This is a genomic window from Microbacterium sp. MTN4-26, assembly GCF_042846595.1.
Lineage (GTDB): Bacteria > Actinomycetota > Actinomycetes > Actinomycetales > Microbacteriaceae > Microbacterium > Microbacterium luteum.
On record NZ_BTGO01000010.1, the window covers coordinates 116,228 to 137,022 of the forward strand.

At 67.5% G+C, this 20,795-nt stretch carries 16 protein-coding genes and 2 tRNA genes; 12 read left to right on the top strand and 6 right to left on the bottom strand.

The window, feature by feature from the left end:
- Positions 1–240 precede the first annotated feature (240 nt).
- The 3 genes from ACGG9C_RS10385 to ACGG9C_RS10395 form a co-directional block, all read right to left on the bottom strand.
- Positions 241–1,302, bottom strand: coding sequence for an LLM class flavin-dependent oxidoreductase (locus tag ACGG9C_RS10385; protein ID WP_194384523.1), 1,062 nt, complete (start codon positions 1,300–1,302; stop codon positions 241–243).
- Positions 1,303–1,378: 76 nt separating this feature from the next.
- Positions 1,379–2,758: a deoxyribodipyrimidine photo-lyase gene (locus ACGG9C_RS10390; protein WP_194384524.1), complete on the bottom strand. Its 1,380-nt coding sequence runs from the start codon at positions 2,756–2,758 to the stop codon at positions 1,379–1,381.
- 103 nt (positions 2,759–2,861) lie between these two features.
- Positions 2,862–4,040 carry a diacylglycerol kinase family protein gene (locus ACGG9C_RS10395; protein ID WP_194384525.1) on the bottom strand — a complete coding sequence of 393 codons (1,179 nt, stop codon included), beginning with the start codon at positions 4,038–4,040 and terminating at the stop codon, positions 2,862–2,864.
- A gap of 96 nt (positions 4,041–4,136) precedes the next feature.
- Here ACGG9C_RS10395 and serS point away from each other — a divergent pair, with 96 nt between their 5' ends.
- A complete protein-coding gene (gene serS, locus ACGG9C_RS10400; RefSeq protein WP_194384526.1) occupies positions 4,137–5,411 on the top strand; it encodes a serine--tRNA ligase in 1,275 nt (424 codons plus the stop codon).
- Positions 5,408–6,316 carry an HAD family hydrolase gene (locus ACGG9C_RS10405; RefSeq protein ID WP_194384527.1) on the top strand — a complete coding sequence of 303 codons (909 nt, stop codon included), beginning with the start codon at positions 5,408–5,410 and terminating at the stop codon, positions 6,314–6,316. The genes serS and ACGG9C_RS10405 overlap by 4 nt, the downstream gene beginning before the upstream one ends.
- A 170-nt stretch (positions 6,317–6,486) precedes the next feature.
- Here ACGG9C_RS10405 and ACGG9C_RS10410 read toward each other — a convergent pair whose 3' ends face one another.
- The gene (locus ACGG9C_RS10410) at positions 6,487–7,809 is read right to left on the bottom strand and encodes a DUF222 domain-containing protein (RefSeq protein ID WP_390178620.1); all 1,323 of its coding nucleotides are present in this window, start codon (positions 7,807–7,809) and stop codon (positions 6,487–6,489) included.
- A gap of 184 nt (positions 7,810–7,993) precedes the next feature.
- Here ACGG9C_RS10410 and ACGG9C_RS10415 point away from each other — a divergent pair.
- The 10 genes from ACGG9C_RS10415 to ACGG9C_RS10460 all read left to right on the top strand — a co-directional run bounded on the left by ACGG9C_RS10415 (position 7,994) and on the right by ACGG9C_RS10460 (position 18,640).
- Positions 7,994–8,081: transfer RNA gene (locus ACGG9C_RS10415), tRNA-Ser, on the top strand.
- Positions 8,082–8,154: 73 nt separating this feature from the next.
- Positions 8,155–9,435, top strand: coding sequence for an LCP family protein (locus ACGG9C_RS10420; protein ID WP_286720822.1), 1,281 nt, complete (start codon positions 8,155–8,157; stop codon positions 9,433–9,435).
- Positions 9,436–9,525: 90 nt separating this feature from the next.
- Positions 9,526–9,614, top strand: a tRNA-Ser gene (locus ACGG9C_RS10425).
- Between the two features lie 310 nt (positions 9,615–9,924).
- Positions 9,925–10,446: a DUF1877 family protein gene (locus tag ACGG9C_RS10430; protein WP_390178621.1), complete on the top strand. Its 522-nt coding sequence runs from the start codon at positions 9,925–9,927 to the stop codon at positions 10,444–10,446.
- Positions 10,447–10,511: 65 nt separating this feature from the next.
- Positions 10,512–11,963 carry a DUF3375 domain-containing protein gene (locus tag ACGG9C_RS10435; RefSeq protein ID WP_390178622.1) on the top strand — a complete coding sequence of 484 codons (1,452 nt, stop codon included), beginning with the start codon at positions 10,512–10,514 and terminating at the stop codon, positions 11,961–11,963.
- Positions 11,960–12,619 carry a DUF4194 domain-containing protein gene (locus ACGG9C_RS10440; protein ID WP_053547123.1) on the top strand — a complete coding sequence of 220 codons (660 nt, stop codon included), beginning with the start codon at positions 11,960–11,962 and terminating at the stop codon, positions 12,617–12,619. The genes ACGG9C_RS10435 and ACGG9C_RS10440 overlap by 4 nt, the downstream gene beginning before the upstream one ends.
- The gene (locus ACGG9C_RS10445) at positions 12,616–15,969 is read left to right on the top strand and encodes an ATP-binding protein (protein WP_390178623.1); all 3,354 of its coding nucleotides are present in this window, start codon (positions 12,616–12,618) and stop codon (positions 15,967–15,969) included. Before ACGG9C_RS10440 ends, ACGG9C_RS10445 begins: the two co-directional genes overlap by 4 nt.
- Complete coding sequence (locus tag ACGG9C_RS10450; RefSeq protein ID WP_390178624.1) at positions 15,966–17,087, top strand: DUF3322 domain-containing protein; 1,122 nt, start codon at positions 15,966–15,968, stop codon at positions 17,085–17,087. Before ACGG9C_RS10445 ends, ACGG9C_RS10450 begins: the two co-directional genes overlap by 4 nt.
- A 180-nt stretch (positions 17,088–17,267) precedes the next feature.
- Positions 17,268–17,936, top strand: a complete 669-nt coding sequence (locus tag ACGG9C_RS10455; RefSeq protein WP_143003656.1) for a hypothetical protein — start codon at positions 17,268–17,270, stop codon at positions 17,934–17,936.
- Positions 17,915–18,640, top strand: a complete 726-nt coding sequence (locus tag ACGG9C_RS10460) for a nucleotidyl transferase AbiEii/AbiGii toxin family protein (RefSeq protein WP_390178625.1) — start codon at positions 17,915–17,917, stop codon at positions 18,638–18,640. The genes ACGG9C_RS10455 and ACGG9C_RS10460 overlap by 22 nt, the downstream gene beginning before the upstream one ends.
- A gap of 420 nt (positions 18,641–19,060) precedes the next feature.
- Here ACGG9C_RS10460 and ACGG9C_RS10465 read toward each other — a convergent pair whose 3' ends face one another.
- Entirely contained in the window at positions 19,061–20,047 is a 987-nt protein-coding gene (locus tag ACGG9C_RS10465) for a tyrosine-type recombinase/integrase (RefSeq protein ID WP_390178626.1), read from the bottom strand.
- 183 nt (positions 20,048–20,230) lie between these two features.
- Positions 20,231–20,728, bottom strand: coding sequence for a hypothetical protein (locus ACGG9C_RS10470; RefSeq protein WP_390178627.1), 498 nt, complete (start codon positions 20,726–20,728; stop codon positions 20,231–20,233).
- Positions 20,729–20,795: the final 67 nt, after the last annotated feature.

The following is a 20,795-nucleotide window of genomic DNA, read 5'->3' on the forward strand; positions in this document are numbered from 1 at the left end:
GATTTCCGCCTGTGACGAGGCAGTAAACGCTCGTGGGCCGGGCGTGAGCACACGACCGCCGGGGTGCGCTCGTGCCGCTGGCTCGGTCGCGTCCACAACTCCTCAAGAACTGTTCACGTGCGGCCGTTTGGAGGCTCATCGGCGTTGTCGGCGACGGCCTTGAGGAGTTGTGAACGAGATCGAGCCGAGCTGCTCCGGTCAGGAGAGCTCGGGACGTGCGCCGGGATCAGGCGTTCGGGATCAGGCGACGAGTGCGCCGCGGGCGGCGTGGACGAGTTCGAGCGTCTGGACCCGGCCGGGGGAGGTCTCCAGCGGCTCCGACTCGTAGGCACCGGCGATGGGCGAGATCATGACCTCATCCACATCGTGGCGCACCGCGAGGCTCTGCAGTTCTCCCGCGACCTCGTCGCCCGTGCCGACGATCCACGTCGCGCGGGCGGCGGCCATGATGGTCTCGCCCATGCCGGCGAACTCGTCGGCCGTCGCCTTCGCGTGCTCCACCGTCTCGTTCGCCACCAGGGGCTTGTTCATGCGCAGGCGCGCCATCATCCGCTGGTTGGGCAGCGACCGCTCCTCGGCCTCCTCCCGCGTCGGGGCGGCGATGACGTTCACCGTGAGGAACGTGCGCGGCGCATCCAGGTGCTCCGAGGGCTGGAACTGCGTGCGATACACCTCCAGCGCACGCTCGAGCCCCTGGCCCGAGAAGTGGTTGGCGAAGACGTAGGGCAGTCCGCGCGCGGCGGCCAGCTGCGCCGAGTAGTCGCTCGACCCGAGCAGCCACACCTCCGGCGCACCGGTCGCCGCCGGCGTCGCGTGCACGTCGTACGTGCCGCCGGAGGTGAAGCGCAGCGCGGCGCCATCGGGTGAGACGAGGTTGAGGATGTCGCGCACGTGCTCGGGGAACCGCTCCACGTCGCTCGTCGTCCCGCTCTGACGCAGCAGCTGCGTGATCACCGGATCCGAACCGGGCGCCCGGCCGATGCCGAGGTCGACGCGTCCGGGCGCCAGGGCCTCGAGCGCGGCGAACTGCTCGGCCACCACGAGGGGGGAGTGGTTGGGCAGCATGACGCCGCCGGATCCGATCCGGATGCGCTCGGTGCGCGCCGCGGCGGCAGCAGCCAGCACGGGCGGTGTCGTCGAGGCGACGGCGGGCATGTTGTGGTGCTCGGCGAACCAGTAGCGCCGGTAGCCGAGTTCCTCGGCGCGTGACACCAGGTGCAGGCTCGCGGCGATCGCCTCGGAGGAGGTCTGGCCGGTGCGGACCGGGACGAGATCGAGCACCGAGAGGGCGGGGCTGGTCATCCGATGGTTCCCACGGTCGTCATACCCAGGGGCAACGGAGGACGACGGTGAGACATTCCCCGCCCCCGAGGCGCGTTCAGCGGGAGCGCTTGACCACGTCGAACGCGTCGAGCGCCCTCTTGCGCGTCTCCTTGAGGTCGACCATCGGTTCGGCCGGCTCGTCGTCCGTGTCATCGGCGTACTCCGGCGCCCACTCGCGCACGTACTGCCCGGTCTTGTCGAACTTGTCCGCCTGCAGTTCGGGGTTGAACACCCGGAAGAACGGTGCCGCATCAGCCCCGGATCCGGCCACCCACTGCCAGTTGAACGGGTTGTTGGCCGCATCCGCGTCGACGAGGGTGTCCCAGAACCACTCCTCGCCGTGTCGCCAGTCGATGAGCAGGTTCTTGATGAGGAAGGATGCGGTCACCATGCGCACGCGGTTGTGCATGTATCCCGACGCCCACAGCTCCTTCATGCCGGCGTCGACCATGCGGAATCCCGTACGGCCCTGCTGCCACGCTTCGAGATTCGTCGGCTTCAGGCGAGGCCAGGGGAACGCGTCGTACTCCGATCGCAGGTTCTTGTCGGCGAGTTTCGGGAAGTGGTAGAGCGTGTGCCACGCGAACTCCCGCCATCCCACCTCCGACAGGAACCCGTGAGCCGATGCGGCGTGCGCACCCGAGCCGGCGTTCTCGAGCGTGTCGTGCCAGATCGTGTAGGGACTCAGCTCTCCCCATCTCAGCCGCGGAGACAGCAGCGACGTCGCGCCGGCGGCCGGCTCGTCGCGGGCGGCGTCGTAGGATCCGAGATCGTCGTCGAGGAACTCGCGCAGCCGTCGTCTCGCCGCCAGCTCGCCCGGCTCCCACCGCTCGCGCAGGCCACCCGCCCAGTCCGGCCGCGTGGGGAGGAGCTCCCAGTCGTCGAGATCGTCGGATGCCGGGGCGCGGCCCGGTCCTGGCACGTCGCGCGGCTCCGGGAGCGGCTTGCGCGGCGCGGGCATCTCCTGACACGCGTTCCAGAACGGCGTGTAGACGGAGAAGTGCTTTCCGGCCCCCGTCGTCACCGTCCACGGCTCGAACAGCACGTTCGCCGCGAATGACGCGACCTCCACGCCGCCGTCGCGCAGGTCGGCCTTGAGGTCGGCGTCGATGTCCCGTTCCGGGCCGCCGTAGCGCCGGTTCCAGAACACCGCACCGGCTCCGATCTCGTCGACCAGGTCGCGGATCACGCGACCGGCCGCTCCGCGACGGAGGATGAGTCCCGACCCCCGGTCGGCGAGGCGGTCCCGAAGCTCCGCGAGGCTGTGATGCAGCCACCATCGGGCCGCGCCGCCGAGAGGCCTGACCCCGTCGGACTCCTCGTCGAGCACGTAGACGCACACGATCGGTTCGTCGCGGTCGAGGGCCGCGCGCAGAGCCGGGTGATCGGCGAGACGCAGATCGTCACGGAACCAGACGAGGGAGGGGCTTGCCATGCCCCGACGCTAGCGTCGCCGGGCGAATCGCTCCGGCGTCTTGACAGCCCGCAGGTTCGGGCCCTGCCGGAGCGCTGCTGACCGCCGTGCCTTTCGACGCGCGTCAGAGGCGGGAGGTGTCGTGGCCGGCCGGCACGACGATGGTCAGGGCACCGGCGTCGATGCGCACATCCGCCCGCACGGCGTCGCCGAACTCGTCGCCGTCGAGCTGCACCGGATGCGCGGCACCGGCGCCGACGTGCAGTCCGACGCCCCGCGAGTAGCGCACCGCGCTGTCCTTCGTGCGCAGTTGGAGCACCCGGCGCCCGGCGCGGAACCGTCGCAGCACGCTGTTGTCCCACGCGACGCGGCGCCACACGAGCAGCCATCCGAGCGGCCCCTTGGGCTGGAACACGACGATGTCGAGCGCGCCGTCGTTGATCGACGCCTCGGGGATGAGGTCGAGACCCGCCGGCAGGCGACCGCAGTTGGCGAAGAGCACCGACTGCACGCGCGTAGCGTGCAGCTTGTGACCGGGGATCTCGTACATCACCCGGAACGGCTTGGCGCTCGCGAGGGACCGGGCCGCGCCGTCGACGTAAGCGACCCACCCGACGGTCTTCTTCAGGTCGGGGTTCGTGTTGGCGATCATCGCCGCGTCGAGGCCCATTCCCCCCATGACCACGAAGCCGTGCTCGCTCGTGGACCCGTCGTCGCGGGTGAGCACCGCGAAGCCGATGTCCATGGCGACCTGCGTTCCGGTGAACGCGGCGCGGATCATCGGCTCGGGTCGGTCGAGGGGGAGGCGGAGGTTCCGGGCGAGCAGGTTTCCGGTGCCGCTCGGGATGATCGCCATCGGCACCCCCGTGCCCGCCATGGCTTCGGAGACGGCGCGAACGGTGCCGTCCCCTCCCGCGACGAGCACCGTCGTCGCGCCGGCCTTCAGTGCCTGCCGGGTGACGTCGTCGCCGAGGTCGTCGACGGTCGTCTCGTAGAACAGCGGCTCCGACCAGCCGGCCTTCTCGGACTCGTGGGCGACGGCCTTGCGCAGACGATCCTGGTCGACCTTGATGGGGTTGTACACGAGGGCCGCCTTCGGGGCCGGGCGCTCCGCACCACCGCCCATGGGCTCGGTGGCGCCCTCTTCGTCGACGCGGCGCGCTTCGCCTTCGCCGTCGGCGGTGTCGGGCGCGATGTCCTCGGGCTCCCGCGCGACGTCGTCCGGTTTCGCGGCTTCGACGATGTCGGGCGCGCCGGATGCAGGATCGTCGTGCTCTCGGGGCGTGTCCGAAGCCTGGGCCATGGGCACCACACTAGGGGGCGCGGATGCGCGTGCCGCGCTGTCGGGCTGAGGATCACCGCGGTCGGTCGGTCGTCGGCGGCTGATTAGACTGGGCGCGTGATCGATCCGGTGCTGCTGCGTGAGAACCCCGACCTGGTCAAGCGCTCGCAGGAAGCCCGTGGCTCCTCGGCAGACACGGTGGATGCGGCGCTCGAAGCCGATCGGGTGCGGCGAACGGCCATCGCCACCTTCGAGCAGCTCCGCGCCGAGCAGAACGCCCACGGCAAGGCCGTCGCGCAGGCGCCCAAGGACGAGAAGGCGGGCCTCGTCGCTCAGGCCAAGGAGCTGAGCGAGAAGGTCAAGCAGGCGCAGCGGGCCGTCACCGAGGCTGAGCAGCAGGCTGACGAAGCACTTGCCGCCGTCGAGAACATCATCATCGACGGGGTTCCGGCCGGTGGTGAAGACGACTTCGTCACGCTGCGGACGCACAGTGAGCCGCCGACCTTCGACTTCACGCCGCGGGACCACCTCGAACTCGGCGAGAAGCTCGGCGCGATCGACATGGAGCGCGGCACCAAGGTGTCGGGGAGTCGTTTCTACTTCCTCACCGGCATCGGCGCGCGCCTCGAGATGGCGCTGATGAACCTCGCGCTGGACCGGGCGCTGCAGGCGGGTTTCATCCCGCTCATCCCGCCGACTCTCGTGCGGCCCGAGGTGATGCGCGGCACCGGATTCCTCGGCCAGCACGCCGCCGAGGTCTACCACCTCGAGGAGGACGACCTCTACCTCGTCGGCACGAGCGAGGTTCCGCTGGCCGGCTACCACATGGACGAGATCCTCGATCTGACCGCGGGCGCCAAGCGCTACGCCGGCTGGTCGACGTGCTACCGCCGCGAGGCCGGGTCGTACGGCAAGGACACCCGCGGCATCATCCGGGTGCACCAGTTCAACAAGCTCGAGATGTTCATCTACACGACACCGGATGCTGCCGAGGCCGAGCATGATCGTCTCGTGCAGATGCAGGAGGCGATGCTGCAGGACCTCGGTCTCAGCTACCGCGTGATCGACGTCGCGGCCGGCGACCTGGGCTCGAGCGCGGCGCGCAAGTTCGACGTCGAGGCGTGGGTGCCCACCCAAGACGCGTACCGCGAGCTGACGTCGACCTCGAACTGCACGACGTATCAGGCGCGTCGCCTCAATATCCGCCACCGCCTTCCGGTCGATGAGGGCGGCAAGACGCAGACGGTCGCAACGCTGAACGGCACGCTGGCGACCACGCGGTGGATCGTCGCGCTGCTGGAGACACATCAGCGCGAGGACGGATCGGTGACCGTGCCCGAGGTGCTGAGACCCTTCCTCGGCGGCCTCGAGGTCATGGAGCCGATCGCGTGAGTTCGGACGCGCTGCCCGAGCCCGGCGGGGTCGAGGTCGAGCCGGAATCCGATGCGGCGGCGACGGTCGAAGAGCTCGCGCGCGCAGGCGTGTGGGGTGAGGGCACTCCGGAGCGTGTCCTCATCGCTCTCGACATCGACGGCACGGTGATCCTCGAAGACGAGTCGATGAGTCCGGGGGTCGTGGATGCGGTCGCCCACGCGGTCGCCGCGGGGCACGAGGTGATGCTGTCGACCGGACGCAGCTGGGACGCGACGAAGCCGATTCTCCGAAGGCTTGACATCGCGCCGGACTTCGTGGTGTGCGCGAACGGGGCGGCGATCCTTCGCCGGGTGGATGCCGCCACCCACGAGTATGCGCTGCACCACACCGAGTCCTTCGACGCGCACGAGGTGCTGACCCTGCTGCGCGAGCACCTGCCCGACGCGCACTACATGGTCGAACTGCCCGACGGGCATCGGCTGTACACCGACTACGTCGACGACTGGAACCTGGGGAAGGCGGATCGGGTGCCGTTCGAGGAACTCGCCGCGAAGCCGGTGAGTCGGGTGGTCGTGATCTCGCCGGACAACACCGACGGCGACTTCCTGGAGCTCGTGCAGCGCATCGGCCTGAACGAGGTGTCGTACGCCGTGGGCTGGACCGCGTGGCTCGACATCGCGCCGCAGGGTGTCGACAAGGGGACCGCGCTGGAGATGGTGCGCACGGAGCTCGGGTTCGATCCGGCGCACGTGCTCGTCATCGGTGACGGTCGCAATGACATCGGCATGTTCGAGTGGGCGGTGCGCAACGGTGGCCGCGCGATCGCGATGGGGCAGAGCCCCGAGGAGGTGCGTGCGGCCGCGAACGGCTCGACGGATCCCGTGCACGAGGGCGGCGTCGCCGCCGCCCTGCGCGCGCTGTAGCCGGCGCGTTCGCTCGGCGCGTTTCGTCTCGTCGCTTCGCTCCTCGCTCAACGACCAGGGGAGCTCCTCCCTCCGCGCCCCTGGGTCCTTGAGCGAGCGGAGCGAGACGAAACGCAGCACGCGTGGCCGCCCTTGGGTCGTTGAGCGAGCGGAGCGAGACGAAACGCGGGTCAGAAGGGCGCGGCGAGAGGCCCGGGTGGCTCGGGGTCGGGGCGGAAGATCGGCACGCGCCGTTCCGGTCTGACTCGGTATCTTCGCCCGGTCGGCGAGGTCCAGATCACGTCGCCGTCGTCGCAGTGGTGCAGGTTCCATCCGCCGTGGTGTTTGAGGGTGTGGTGGCCTTTGCACAGCGGATGAAGGTTGGCCAGCTCGGTCGACCCGCCGTCTTCCCACGCGATCGAGTGGTCGATCTCGCATCGCTCTGCCGGCATCCCGCAACCGGGACCCATGCATCGCCCGGCGCGCCATCTCACGATGTCGCGAAGGACTTTCGGCGGCCGGTACCGATCGCGGCCGAAGGACAGCACCGCCCCTGTCTCAGGGTGGGTGAGCACGCGCATCCATTCGCGTGCCCCGCCGCAGAGCTCGCGAGCCTTGGAATGGGGGATCGGCCCGAGGCCCTCGACGACGGCGGGCTCGGACCCAGCCGGTTGCTCGTCTTCCAGCAGGGAGAGGGCCGGCACCGTGACGACCACCGTCGCGCGGATGCCGCGCGCTTCTGATGGCACGTGATCCGTCGTGCCGTCGATGAGGAGGTCTCCGAACACGTCTGCGCGTACCTGGTCGAGCGTGCGTTCTTCGCCCTCGGCGGCGGTGATCGCCTTGCCCATCGCGGTGAGGCGCTGGTGAATCGCCTGTGCCTCGACCGCGGGAATGTGGGCTCCGAGCCACGCCATTCCGTCGCCGAGCGTTTCCAGCACGACACGGCGCTGCTCAAGCGCCTGTTCGTGACGTTCCTCGAGGGTGCTCGCGCGGTGGGTCTCGATGAGCCGGCGCAACATGCGCCGGAAGGGACCTATCTGCAGGTTCTCGGCGGCGTCCAGCGCCTCGGGGAGAAGAAGCGCGGCAGCCTCGGCGCCGATCTCGTCGAGCCCCGCGACCAGCACGTGGCTCTTGTCGTCGTCGATGCGCCCGGCGTGAAGCGAATGCCACACCTCGGGATAGCGATGCACCAGGGCCTCGGCGTGGACGAGCATCGCCTCCGCGACGTACTCCGAGACGCGCAGCGCGGCGGCCAGCTCGAGACGCACGGATCGGAACGCGACCGAGGCCAGATCGACGCTGAACGCCGTCGCCTCGTCGACGGCGCGCCGCCGCATCCCATCGATCGCGGAATACCGTTGGGCGACGAACTGCATCATCGTCTGGGTGAGGTCGAGAACGTCGTCGAGCTCGTCGGGCTGTTCCGCCGCTGCCGCCATGAGCACCGAGAGGGGGATGTCGACGGGCGGCATGTCGCCTTCGTCGAACCACTCGTCGGGGTCGCTGTCCATGCTCAAGACTTTAGAACATACCTCCGACATCGCTTCGGAGGCGGTCGACGGCGGTGGATATCGCGCACCGTCCACATCCGCGTGCCGTTCAGTGCATCCACAGAACCCGTTGCGAGAATATCGGCAAAGCGCCGTCGGCTAGACTCGACGCCGTTCGACGGATGCCGCTGCGGCGGCCTCGTCGGGAGGGTTGTCCGAGCGGCCGATGGAGCTGGTCTTGAAAACCAGTGGGCAGCGATGTCCCGTGGGTTCGAATCCCACACCCTCCGCCACAGCATCGTGGTCGGCGCGATCCGCACCCGGGAGCGCGCCGACGAGCGGTGGGCGACACCCGAGAGGATCCGAGTGAGTCAGAGCAAGCGTGGTCGGCGCACCGTCGCACGACACGGCGAGCTGAAGTCGCCGCATCCCGCCGGTCTGCTGGCGAAGATCATCGGTATCGTCGCCGCCGTCGTCTTCGTCGCGGGTGCGGGCGTCGCTGCTTACACCGCCTACGACATCACGGCGAGCTTCGCCGACGAGGCGGTCGCTCTCGAGGGTCAGGATGCCGTGCCGCCCGACATCGGTGCGATCGAAGGTGGCGTCAACATGCTCGTCGTCGGCACGGACGAGTGCGAGGCGGAGTATGCCTACCTGTTCGGCGATCGCTGCACGGGAGCCGATGCCGAGGGGCAGCTCAACGACGTCAATCTCCTGGTCCACATCTCCGATGAGCCGCGACGTGTCACAGTCATCTCCTTCCCGCGTGACCTGATGGTGCCCATCCCCGAGTGCACGGATGAGGACGGCTCGGTGTCGTCGGCGATGAGCAGGCAGCAGATCAACAGCGCGTACTCCTACGGCGGCCTCAACTGTGTCGCGAAGACCATCTCCGAGCTCAGTGGCATGAACATCCCGTTCGCCGCCAAGGTGAGCTTCGGCAACGTGATCAACATCACCGATGCGATCGGGGGAGTCGACGTCTGCATCGGCAACGGTGGCATCCAGGACCGGTATACCGGCATCGACTGGCCGGCGGGAACCCGCAACATCCAGGGTGTGGAGGCGCTGCAGTTCCTGCGCACTCGTCACGGACTCGAGAATGGCAGCGACCTGGCGCGCATCAGCAACCAGCAGCAGTACATGTCGTCGCTCGCGCGCAAGCTCGTCAGCGACGAGGTGCTGTCGAACCCGTCGACGCTGCTGCAGCTCGCGACCACCGCGGTCGACAACGTGACCCCCAGCCAGAGCCTCACGAACCCGATGACGCTCGTGCAGATCGCGCTCGCGGTGAAAGATGTGCCCTTCGACGAGATGGTCTTCGTGCAGTACCCCGTGTACGACGACCCGTCTGACCCCAACCGCGTCGTGCCGAACTATGAGGCCGCCGATGCGCTGTGGGCCGCGCTCGAGGCGAATCAGTCGCTCACGCTGACGAGCGACCCAAACGACACCGGTGGTGTGATCATCGAGGAGCCGGTCACTGAGGAGACCGAGGCGCCCGCAGAGCCCACGGAGGAGCCGACCACAGAGTCGTCGGGTGAGCCGACGCCCGACCCGACCGAGACCTCCGCGGTTCTTCCGGACTCGATCCCCGGTTCGACCGCTGCGCAGGAGACGTGCTCGGCCGGTAACGTCTTCGGCTGATCGTTTCGTCGACGCCCGCGGTTCGTCACCGCGCGCGTCAGCGGTTATGATTGCCGGGTGCATTCAGGCGCTTCGGTGCCGTGGATGCCTGGAGACGTCGCATAGTCAGGCCTAGTGCACCACCCTGCTAAGGTGGAGTCCTCGCAAGGGGACCGAGGGTTCAAATCCCTCCGTCTCCGCCGAAAAACCCCTGGTCAGAGGTGAGTGATTCTCCTTCTGCCACGAAATCTGCCACGTTTGCGCGGCGTTGCGTACTGCGCGGTGCGCGCGGCGCTGCGGCCGCATCCTGATCAATCTGCTTGAGCTCAGCTTGATTAAGCGCTCAGTCGGTGCCGCCTCCGGCGAGACCGGGAGCGCTTATCCCTCGGTCTCCAGGGGTGGGGCCATGCGAAGGCCTCCGTTCCTCCACAGCGGCGGATTCGGGGCGCGTTCTCCCCACCGCGTCGGATGCGGTGATCGTGGCAACGCCTGCGTCGGGATGCTGGCCGCATGGGAATCCGCTACTACGCATATGCCTTCGATGCCGACCGCGCTCAGCAGGCGGTCGATGACCCGCACAGCATTCTCTCCAGCGACCCGCTCGCTGACGCATGGGGCCTGGAGCCGCACGTGAGCGTGAGTGTCGCGACGTTCGAGCAGGTCTCGCTGAAGCGCGACATGCTCTATCTCGACAAGGCATGGTCTGCTCTGCAGTCCCTCACGCGCTCGGGGCCCGGAGGTCCCGCCGCCGGCTCGTGCTGCCGAATGTTCGAGGGGAACGTGACGATGCACGACATGGGTTGGGACCCGTGGGTGAGGACCATCCTTCCGGAGGAGGTGCCGGCGATTCGGGACGACCTCTGTGCGATCGACGAGTCTCAGGTGCGAACGTGGGCGCGCACTTGGCGCAGCCGGCACGGAGCCGACGATGACGACGAGCTGCGCTACGTCCTCGACTACCTCACGCGGGCACAGGAGTTCGTCGAGGCGCTCGCGACAGACGGTCGCGGGATGGTCTACCTCATCGGGTGACGCAGTCCGAGCTATCCGCCGCCGCTGCGTCAACGGATGTCGGTGTGTTCCTTCAGAATGGACGCGTGCCCGCCGTCGCCCAGGTTCTCGAGCTCGCCCAGCTCGCGCAGCGCGATGCGGCGTGGAAGCTGCTTCGAGCCGACAGTGCACCCGTGGTCGCCGGTCTTCTCGGTACCCATCTGGGTGGAGACGAGCGCCGAGTCGACGCTGAGGAGCTGTACGAGCGGATCGATGCCGACCTCGAGCGGCTCCGTGCGCAGGGGCTGGTCTTGCCGCTGACTGCGAAGGGGTACTGCGGGGAGTGGCGATCGGCCGGCTTCCTGGTGCGTCGGCCGTCATCGGAAGCGCGGGGTGAGACGCTCGAGCTTTCCCCGGATGCGATCGCCGGGATCCGCTTCTTGCAGGGGCGTGCCGCCCCGCGTTCGAGTGTGACCGAGTCTCGGCTTGCGAGTCTTGCGGCGCAGGTCCGTCGCCTCGCGATCGACACCGATCCTGACGTGTCAGCGCGCATCGCGCTGCTCGAGGAAGAGATCGAGTCGATTGAGCGGCGGATCGAGAGCCTGCGTTCCGGTGACGAGTCCGCGATCGATGAAGACCGGGCGCTCGAACGCGTTCGCGACGTGCTGGCGCAGGCTGCGGACGTGCCGGACGACTTTGCTCGGGTGCGTGCTGAGTTCGAGATGCTGAATGCTTCGCTGCGGGCGAAGATCGTCGAGTCAGATGTATCTCAGGCGGCTGTCGTCGACGAAGTCTTCCGCGGAATCGACCACATCTCCGACTCGGATGCAGGCCGCAGTTTCGCTGCATTCTCCCAGCTCGTCCTTGACCCTGCACTCGGTGCGGCGTTCGAGGCCGACATCCGCCGCATCCTCGACCGCGGATTCGCTCGCGACCTCACCTCGGATGAGCGCCGGGCACTGCGCGCCTTCCTCACCACGCTCAAGGGGCGAAGCGCGGAGATCCACGACGTCATCACATTGTTCGCCCGGGCGCTCCGTCGCTACGTGCAGTCGCAGGACTACCAGCGCGACCGGGCGCTGAGAACTCTTCTACGGGAGGCTCAGCACGCGGGGGTGGAAGCCGCCGCGCACACGCGCCCCTGGTATCCGACGTCTCTCACGCTGGATCTCTCGGCTGTCGCGCTGTCGAGCGTCGGGGGAATCGACCTTCACGACCCTGCCGAATTCGCCGCCACCGAAGAGGTCGTCACGCAGACGGCATCCCTCGCGAGCCTCGAGGAGCTGCGGGCGATCGCTCGCGAGACCGAGATCGACTTCGACGAACTCACCCGGAACGTCAACGACCTGCTCGCCGAGGTGCCCTCGTGCACCGTCGCAGATGTCCTTGCTCGATACCCCGCGACGCAGGGGGTCGGCAGCGTGATCGGACTTCTCTCGATCGCGGCCGAGCAGGGCACCGTTGACGATGAGCCCGAGGTACTCGCTTGGCAAGGCGCCGACGGAGTTCCGCGTGCGGCGATTGTGGCCGCGCACCGATTCACAGGAGCGGTGGCATGACCGAATCGACCACGGCGGATGTCGCCCCCGACGAGCACGGAGGCCTCTGGCGTGGCGACGCCGGCGAACTCCCTGATCGCACGCGGCGGGTCTTGCTGCGTCTGGTGCGTGGACCGTATCTTTCCGGAGCGCGCGAGGCGCAGCTGTGGGCGGTGCTGCTCACCGACGAGGCTGTCCTCCGCTCCCGGCTTGCCGACCTGTTCCTCGAATTGGTCATCGATCGGGACAACGAGTTCGCCTTCGTCCGCAACGCTCCGTCCGAGGACGCCCCGAAGGCAGTGCGGTCTGAGGCGTTGACGTTCCTCGACACCGCAATGCTGCTTGTCTTGCGCCAGACGCTGCTGAGCGAGGAGGGTCGCGGTCGGGTGATCGTCGGGCAGGCGGAGGTGTTCGAGCAGCTCGCCGTGTTCCGCACCCCGGACCGTGATGAGAAGGACTTCGCGAGCCGCGTCAACTCGTCGTGGAACAAGATGCAGAACAAGCTCCGCGTGTTGCACGCCGTTGGCGATGACCGTGCCGAGATCTCGCCCGTGCTCCGATTGCTCGTCGATGCCGACCAGATCCGCGCGATCACATCGGAGTACCACCGGATCGCCCGAGAGGGCGGAGGAGAGTCCGCTGCCCCGTCGACGGATGCCGAGGATGACACCGAATGACGATGCTGAGCTTCCCCACCGACGAGCCGGAGGTCGATCCGACCAGGCCCGGCCAGTGGCGACTCGCCCAAATCGAACTCGTCAACTGGGGCACGTTTGCCGGCCACGTCTCCGTGGATGTCGCGCGCGCCGGCCACCTGTTCACGGGCGCATCCGGATCGGGCAAGTCGTCGCTACTCGACGCGATTGCCGCCGTCCTCACCCCCGATAGATGGTTGCGTCTCAACGCGGCGGCTCAGGATGGCGCTTCCCGGCAGAGCGATCGAACGCTGATGAGCTATGTGCGTGGCGCCTGGAGCAGGGAAGCTGACGAGACTGCCGATCGGGCCACCACGACCTACCTGCGCTCGAAGGCAACCTGGAGCGGCATCCTGCTGCGCTACGAGAATCTCCGCGATGAACCGGTCGTCCTGCTGCGGGTGTTCCACGCACCGGGCACGCGCACCGAACCGACCGCGTTGAAGGACGCACGGATCTTCACCCGCGGTCACGTGAAGCTTCTCGAAGTGAAGCCGCACGTCGAAGGCGGAATCGACGCGCGTCGCATGTCGAAGGCGTTCCCCGACGCGCTGATCACCACCGGCGGGAGACACGGACGCTTTCACGAACGGGTCATCCGTCAGTTCGGCTTCCGCGGAGATGCGACGCTTCAGCTTCTCCACAAGACACAGTCAGCGAAGAACCTCGGCACCCTCGACGCGTTGTTCCGCGGGTTCATGCTCGACCAGCCGGGGACCTTCGCGCGGGCCGAGACCGCCGTTGAGCAGTTCACGGAGCTCGATGCCGCGCACAAGCACGTGGTCGACCTGAGGAAGCAGGCTGATGCGCTCCGCAAGGTCGACGAGGCGATCACCGCGTTCGACCTGGCCGGCGCTGAGATGGCGGCGATCTCCGATCTGCACGACGGGGTCGAGCCCTTCACAGCGGAACTCAAGTTGCGGCTCGCGAAGGAAGCCGCGGGCCCCGCACGCGCCGCGCTGGCGCGCGCCGAGAGCGACATGAGCGACGCCGTGCGAGAGCAACGGTTGGCGGCAGAGGCGCTGGAAACCGCGAAGGCGCGGGTCCGGGACGAGAGCGGCGCGCGCGTAGAGCTTCTGCAGGAGCGGATCGACAGTGCGCAGCGTGCCGAGGACGTCACTAGGCAATATCGAGCTCAGTTGACCGCAGAGCTGATGCGCATCGGTGCACCAATGCCCGAAGACCCCGAGCAGTTTGCGGAGCTCCTTGCCGCGGCCGTCACCGAGGTTGCGCGCGACATCCCCGCTGTGTCGTATGAGGTGCGTGACGCCGCGAGTCAGGCGCGTAAGGCGCTGGACGAAGTCACCAGGCAGATTCAGGCGCTGAGAGATCACCGGAGCAACCTCGACGAGAAGCTTCTGAGCGCACGACGATTCCTCGCGGACGCTGTCGGTGTGCCGGCATCGACATTCCCCTTTGCGGGCGAGCTGATCTCGGTCACCGAGCAGCACTCCGCCTGGCGAGGCGCGGCAGAGCGAGTGCTCGCTCCGTTTGCGTCGACGCTCCTCGTGCGGGACGAACATCTTGTCGCCGCACGTCGGGCAGCCGACTCGCGGACACTCGGTGTCCGGCTCGTCATCGAAGCGGTCCCGCACGCCGTCGACGAGCCGCGTCGCCCCAAGGATGCCCGCTCGCTCGTTCATCGCCTCGCGGTGAGCGATGGGCCCTTCGCGTCCTACGTCCGCAAGCGCATGGCCTCCGAGTTCGACTACGCCTGCGTTTCGCACCCCGACGAGCTCGATGACGTCGAGCGTGGCGTCACGATCGGCGGCCTGGTCAAGCGCAACTCACGCAGGTATGAGAAGGACGACCGTCACGAGGTCGGTGATGCCACTCGATGGGTGCTGGGCGGCGACACCCACGCGCGGCTCGAGGCATTGCTTCAGCGTCGGCGGGACGCGATGACGGCGATGGAGGAAGCATCCGCCCGCGACGCCGAGGCCGACTCGTTTCGTCAGGACGCTGTCAGTCGGCGCGACGTCTTCACACGCGTATCGACGTTCAGCTGGGACCAAGTGGACCTCGCATCCGCGATGGCGGTCACCGCGGCCCAGCGCGACGATCTCCGGGTGCTCACCAGCGAGTCGGGGACTCTCCGCGAAGCACAGGAGGCCGCGGAGCGAGCGACCCAGCGACTGGACGAAACGAACGCGAAGCACGCACGGGCGCTCGGAGCCCACGCTGTCGCCCGCAATCACGTCGAAAGCATCGCGGCACACGGCGCCGAACTCGAGGCCACCCCATATGCACCGGTCGAGGAGCGGATCGCCGACGCCCTCGCAGGCCGGTTCCGAGCCGAGCGACGCTCCGTGAGCCTGGAGACGGTGGACGAAGTCGCGCGAAAGGTGCAGTCGGCACTCTCGAAGGAGAAGGACGCCGCAGCCAGCCGCGCAGCGGATGCTGAGGCCAGCTTCGCCGGGCGCGCCGCCGAGTTTCGGCTCGGGTGGCCCGCTGCATCCGCAGAGCTGACTGCTGACATCCGCGACCGCTACGGCTACCGGGAACTGCGCGAAGGCATCATCGCCCGCGGCTTGCCCGAGAAGGAATCCGAGTTCCGCAAGCTGTTGCGGGAACGATCGCAGGACGTCGTCGCACACTTGCTCAGCGACCTCCGCGACGCCCCGGGTCTCATCCGTGAGCGAATCCTCCCCGTCAACGTATCCCTGGGGCGGTCCCCGTTCGAGGGAGCGGACCGCTTCCTTGAGATCGATGTGAAGACGACGCGGACCCCGGAGGTCGACGAGTTCCTCACCGACCTCCGCCGCATCGTTGAAGGCAACTGGGCCGACGAGTCGGTCGCCGGTGCCGAGCAACGATTCGCCGTGCTGCAGCGCGTAATCGGTCGACTCGGATCCAAGGACCGCGTCGACATCGACTGGCGTAACCGGGTGCTCGACACGAGGCTTCACGTGAGCTTCCTCGCGCGGGAGAAGGACGTCGCCGGCCGCGTTGTGCGGGTGTATGACTCCGCAGAGGGCTTGTCGGGTGGTCAGCGGCAGAAGCTCGTCATCTTCTGCCTCGCGGCAGCGCTGCGGTACCAGCTGACCGAAGAAGAGGACGAGGTTCCGAGGTTCGGGTCGATCGTGCTCGATGAGGCGTTCGATAAGGCTGACAGCCGATACACGCGCAACGCGATGGAGGTGTTCCGCGAGTTCGGATTCCACATGATCCTCGCGACACCGCAGAAGCTGCTGCAGACGCTCGAGCCGTACGTGGGCGCGATCACGTCGGTATCGAACCCCGACCGCGACGCTTCACGGCTGGCGAACGTGGTGTTCTCGGTCGATGAGGCTGAGGTTGCCACCCCGCCGCACGCGGAGTCGCGCGCGTGAGCACGCTTGTCACACCGTCTGACCTGCGCGCGCGAGCGAAGAAGCTCTTCGACCGCGATGCACGCACCTGGGCCGCCGAGCAGCAGACCGATGTCGTGCTCGACGTTCCGCTCCGCCCGCCAACGGAGCGGGAGGCGCTGGACGATCTCGATCGGGTTCGACAGTGGGTCGACGCATGGCGCGGCGTGAGCGAGGGCTCGGGTATCGAGCTTGAGTGGGTCATCCGCCATTGGTCACGCATCGGGTCGCAGGAAGTCCCCGTTCGCGCGGTGCTGCGCGGTTCGGATTCGATCGCTCGAGCGGCGGGCGAGACGGATGGCTGGCGACTTCTGGTGGCGCGACTTGACGAGTTGAGAGGCCTGGCCGGTTCCGACGCCAGCAGTTTGCTCCGCGCCCATGCCGGCGCGATCGCTGATCTCGATGGCGCCGATTTCGACAGGCTCGTCCATGTGCTGGCCTGGTTGCGCGAGAACCCGGGATCGGGCCACCTGGTGCGGGAACTGCCGATCCGCGGCATCCACACCAAATGGATCGAATCTCGCCGCGGACTCGTCGAGGCGTTGCATCGGGCGGGAACCGGTGCGACCGGACTGGGCCTTCGCGAGCCGTCACCGCTCATACGGATCCGCGTTCTCGATCCGTCGCTCTCGTTCCAGGGGCTCACCGATCTGTCGGCGCCCGTCGACGACCTTGCGGCGAGCACGATCCGACCCGAGCGCGTGTTCGTGTTCGAGAACCTCGCCACCCTGCTCGCGATGCCGGATGTGCCCCGAGCAGTAGCAGTGCACGGTGGCGGTCACCGCGTCGATCTCGTCGCCCGCCTCCCCTGGGCGCAAACGGTCACCTACTGGGGTGATCTCGATTCGCACGGATTCGCCATTCTCAACCGACTTCGAGCGAGGGGAGTGAACGCAACGTCAGCATTGATGGATATGGATACTCTGTTCGACCACGGTGATCTGTGGGGGATCGATCCCGATCCGAACGTCGGCGTGTTCGAGCTGCTCACGCCCGATGAGCGCGCGACTCTCCAGTCGCTGAGCGCGGAGGGCAACATACGCCTCGAGCAGGAGCGCATTCCGTGGAGCTATTCGCTCGCGCGGCTCGGGGTGTGTTGACGACGCATCGGATCGTGGCCCCAGCACGCTCCAATCGACCTATCGGTGACGCGCGGTCGAGGGAGGCGGTTGTGGCGAGGCGGGCTGCCAGTCGCAAGTAAGCCGGCTGGCTTGGGAAGCTCATCCAATTCGCACTTGTGCCCTAGAATCATAACTATCCGTTCAAGCGAAGGGTTACGAATGTCTGAGGTGACGACGGCGGATGCTGCACGGCGCCTCGGTCTTTCGCAGGAGCGGGTGAGTCAGATGCTGCGGTCCGGCGAACTCGTCGGGCGACGGATCAGCGCGCGAGGCTGGCTCGTCGACCTCGCCTCCGTCGGTGAACGCGCGCGCATCGCCACCGACGGTGGACGGCCCTGGTCCGAGGACCGGGTGCGATCGGTCATCGATGCGCTGTCGACGGGTGAGGCCACCGACGCGAGAACGCGGGAGCTGATCCGCACGACGGAGACCGAAGTGTTGTGGCGCAGACTGGCGCAGTCGGTGACGGTGCGACGCTTCACTGCCCGGCACCCGGAGGTCGCGCGCGACGCTCTGGCACTTACGGGCGAGTCCGCGGTCGATGTGTTCGGGGAGCGGCTCGTCGGGCAGTCGGAAACGGTCCACGGGTACATTCGCGTGGGCGAGCTCGACGACCTCATCGACGACGCCGGAATGGTGGAGCACGGCGAGGGTCGGGTTGCGATCCACGCGTTCCGATCCGGCGACCGTTTCTGGATCTCGGGCGAAACGGCGCCGCGCGCGCTCGTCGCTGTGGACTGCGCTCGGTCTGCGGTGTCCCGAGTCCGTTCGATCGGAGTACGCGCGCTTGACGAGATGAGGCAGGCGTGGCTGACGCGGAACACCTGATCGTCGCGGACAACGAGCGTCCCTGGAGCCTGCTGTTCGAGATCGCCGAGGTCACGACCCCGGGCGAGTGGGTGTTGGTCGGCGGGCTCATGGTGCACGCGCACGCGTTGCGTGCCGGCGTCACCGCTTCGCGCCCGACCGAGGATGTTGACCTGCTGCTGAACATCGCCGCAGCAAGCGTCGGCGCAGTCGCTGGACCGTTGCAGGACATCGGGCTCCGCCCGGCGGAGTCTCTCGGTCGCAGTGTGCTGCACCGATTCCGACGGGGTGACGAGTTCGTCGACGTCATGGTGGAACGAGGCGCATCCGCACGATGGGCGCGGCGAGCGATCTTTCAGGACCCCGCCGCCCGGCAGGCGATTGATCGCCGAGACTGGTACGACCTGCAGGGGGCAGACCGCACCGTTCGCATCGCCGTGCCGGATGCCCTCGGCGCGATTGTCGCGAAGGCCGCCGCATACGCCGTCGACCAGCGCGACAGAGGCCGACATCTCGATGATCTCGCGGTATTGCTCGCCGCCGCGGGTGGTCGGCGGGGGCTCGGCTTGGACAGACTCACCCGACGCGACAAGCAGCACCTGCGTCCTGCATTTGACCAACTCGCCGACAGCGGCCACGACGCCTGGTTGCTGCTGGATGCCAACGACCGCGCCATCGGGCAACGTGCTGCGGATACGGTCATCACAGCCATCTCCGCGACCTGAGCGAGGCTCTCAGGAGCGCCAGAGTGCCGCCACATTCCTGCCACGAATTGAACCCGGCCGACCTGATCCAGGAGTACGTCCGCGACGTCAGAATCCGCGGAATCATGCGATTTGAGTTGGGCTGGATTGTCATCGGCGCGATTTCAAATCCCTCCGTCTCCGCCAAGCTTTCCGGCCCGCGATCCCTTGTAAACACTGGGATCGCGGGCCATTGGTTTTTCATAGGAACACGATTTGCGTAAGGAATGCGTAAAGTCGCGCGACGGGTCGCTTCCGCGGTCGTGTTTCGGCACATCGCGGTTCGATGCAGCTACGCGGCCCTGACGGGCGGTCCGCCGACTCGATCTCGGAGTCGGCGTTGGGCAGTGCCGTCGCGCTCGACCGCGAAGGAGTTGTCGTGGGTCGCGAACAGCGGACTCGCTAGGGTTCGAGCGACTCTGAACGATTGGCGCGCGCGGCGGTATCAAGCGCGATCGCGACGGCGTCCAAGTCGTCTTCGAACAGGTCGGAGTACACGTCAAGCGTCATGGCCGCGGAAGTGTGCCCGAGCATCCGTTGGATCGTCTTCACATTCGCGCCTGACTGCACCGCGAGCGATGCGGCTGTATGCCGCAGATCGTGGACCGTCATGATTGGCAGATCAGCGTTCGCGAGCGCGGTCTTGAACCATGATCTCGAGCCATCGCTGGTGCGCGTCCGGCGCATGAAGCCGCCGTCGGGTGCGGAGAACACCAGGGCGTCTCGGGAGGCACCGACGGTCGCCGTCACCAACTCCTCGATGAGAAACGCCGGCACCGGAACGAGTCGCCCCTTGTGAGACTTGGTCGTGCCGACGTGGATCTCGCCGTGAACCTCGACGGCGTTGGCATGGATGTGGAGCCGGCCTCTGGTGATGTCGATGTCCTTTACGCGCAGTGCTGTCGCCTCGCCCCAGCGAATGCCTGTGTACGCGAGGAGCAACACGAGGAGCGCGCGGTCGCCTGAGTGCCGCGCGAGCCGCATGACCTCCTCGTGAGTGAGGTAACCGTGGCGGCCGCGGCTCTTCTTCGGGAGTCCGATCCGGCCCATGCGTGCGGGGTTCGTTACGATTCGTCCGTCGTAGACAGCGTCGTCGAGGATGCTGGCGAGCACCCCAAAGGTGCGGATTGTCACCGTCGCGCCGACCTCGCTTGAAAGCCTCGCCACCCATGCGCGCACGTCGGTGTGGCGGATGTCAGCCACCTCCCACCGGCCCCACGTCGGCTTCACACGCAGGCGCCACGCTGTCTCAATCGGCGCGAATGACGATGGCTTCATCGACGAGCGCTTCGCCTCCAACCAAGTCGGGCCGAGCGTTTCGACCGTCACCTTGGCTGCCTGCGGGTCGATGTACGCGCCTTTCGCCCGCGATGTCTCGATCTCAGCCAACCAGACTTCGGCATCCCGCTTTCGCGTGAAGCCGCGCTTGCCCCCGTGTGATCCGTCGGGCTTCTTGTAGCGGACCTCGTACCGCTTGCCCTTCGCCGTCGTGTAGGGCAGAACGCTACCCACCCGCCGGTCGACCGGCGTTGTACTTCATGCCCTCGAGGCGGCCCGCCCTCTGACGACTGCCTATCGACGCCTCGGGGTCAGTACTGATGCGTCGTCGACAAGCCCTGCTCGGCGACGAACCACAGGATCGACCTGCTGATACTCGGGCATATCTTTCGGGGAATCGAAGATGCGCACCACGTGAGGTAGGCCCTCGCCGCTGCGCTGCGGTTGGCTATGCCACATCTCGAGAACTTGCCCATTGATGACAGGGGCATCCGGCCCGTCGATGACCACGGTCGATTCCGTTGCAACCTCGATCACGAGAGAGCGGGCGATCTGCGTCGCATACTCACTGCTGATCTCTCTGTCACTGAACGCGACCAACTGATCAGGAGACAGGGGCAGCGCGAGGAATGATTTCGCCGACAACTTCCCGGCACCGAGAGTGAAGGCCTGGATGGCCGCGTCGCCGAGCAGCAGCGGACCAACCTTGAAAAACTGCATCACGCGAGGCAGCGTTCGCGCGAGTATTGGCAGGAGCTGCAGGCGCGCTTTCTTGAGCTCCTCACGATCCATCGTCGTGGCAACGCTGTGCAGCGGGTCTGTAGCGCTAGCCCCAGACCGCCCGATACGACCGCGAGAG

Coding starts and splice junctions, on each gene's coding strand:
- ACGG9C_RS10385 (WP_194384523.1), bottom strand. CDS start 1,302: ATGACCAGCCCCGCCCTCTCGGTGCTCGATCTCGTCCCGGTCCGCACC.
- ACGG9C_RS10390 (WP_194384524.1), bottom strand. CDS start 2,758: ATGGCAAGCCCCTCCCTCGTCTGGTTCCGTGACGATCTGCGTCTCGCC.
- ACGG9C_RS10395 (WP_194384525.1), bottom strand. CDS start 4,040: ATGGCCCAGGCTTCGGACACGCCCCGAGAGCACGACGATCCTGCATCC.
- ACGG9C_RS10410 (WP_390178620.1), bottom strand. CDS start 7,809: ATGGACAGCGACCCCGACGAGTGGTTCGACGAAGGCGACATGCCGCCC.
- ACGG9C_RS10430 (WP_390178621.1), top strand. CDS start 9,925: ATGGGAATCCGCTACTACGCATATGCCTTCGATGCCGACCGCGCTCAG.
- ACGG9C_RS10440 (WP_053547123.1), top strand. CDS start 11,960: ATGACCGAATCGACCACGGCGGATGTCGCCCCCGACGAGCACGGAGGC.
- ACGG9C_RS10445 (WP_390178623.1), top strand. CDS start 12,616: ATGACGATGCTGAGCTTCCCCACCGACGAGCCGGAGGTCGATCCGACC.
- ACGG9C_RS10455 (WP_143003656.1), top strand. CDS start 17,268: ATGTCTGAGGTGACGACGGCGGATGCTGCACGGCGCCTCGGTCTTTCG.
- ACGG9C_RS10470 (WP_390178627.1), bottom strand. CDS start 20,728: ATGGATCGTGAGGAGCTCAAGAAAGCGCGCCTGCAGCTCCTGCCAATA.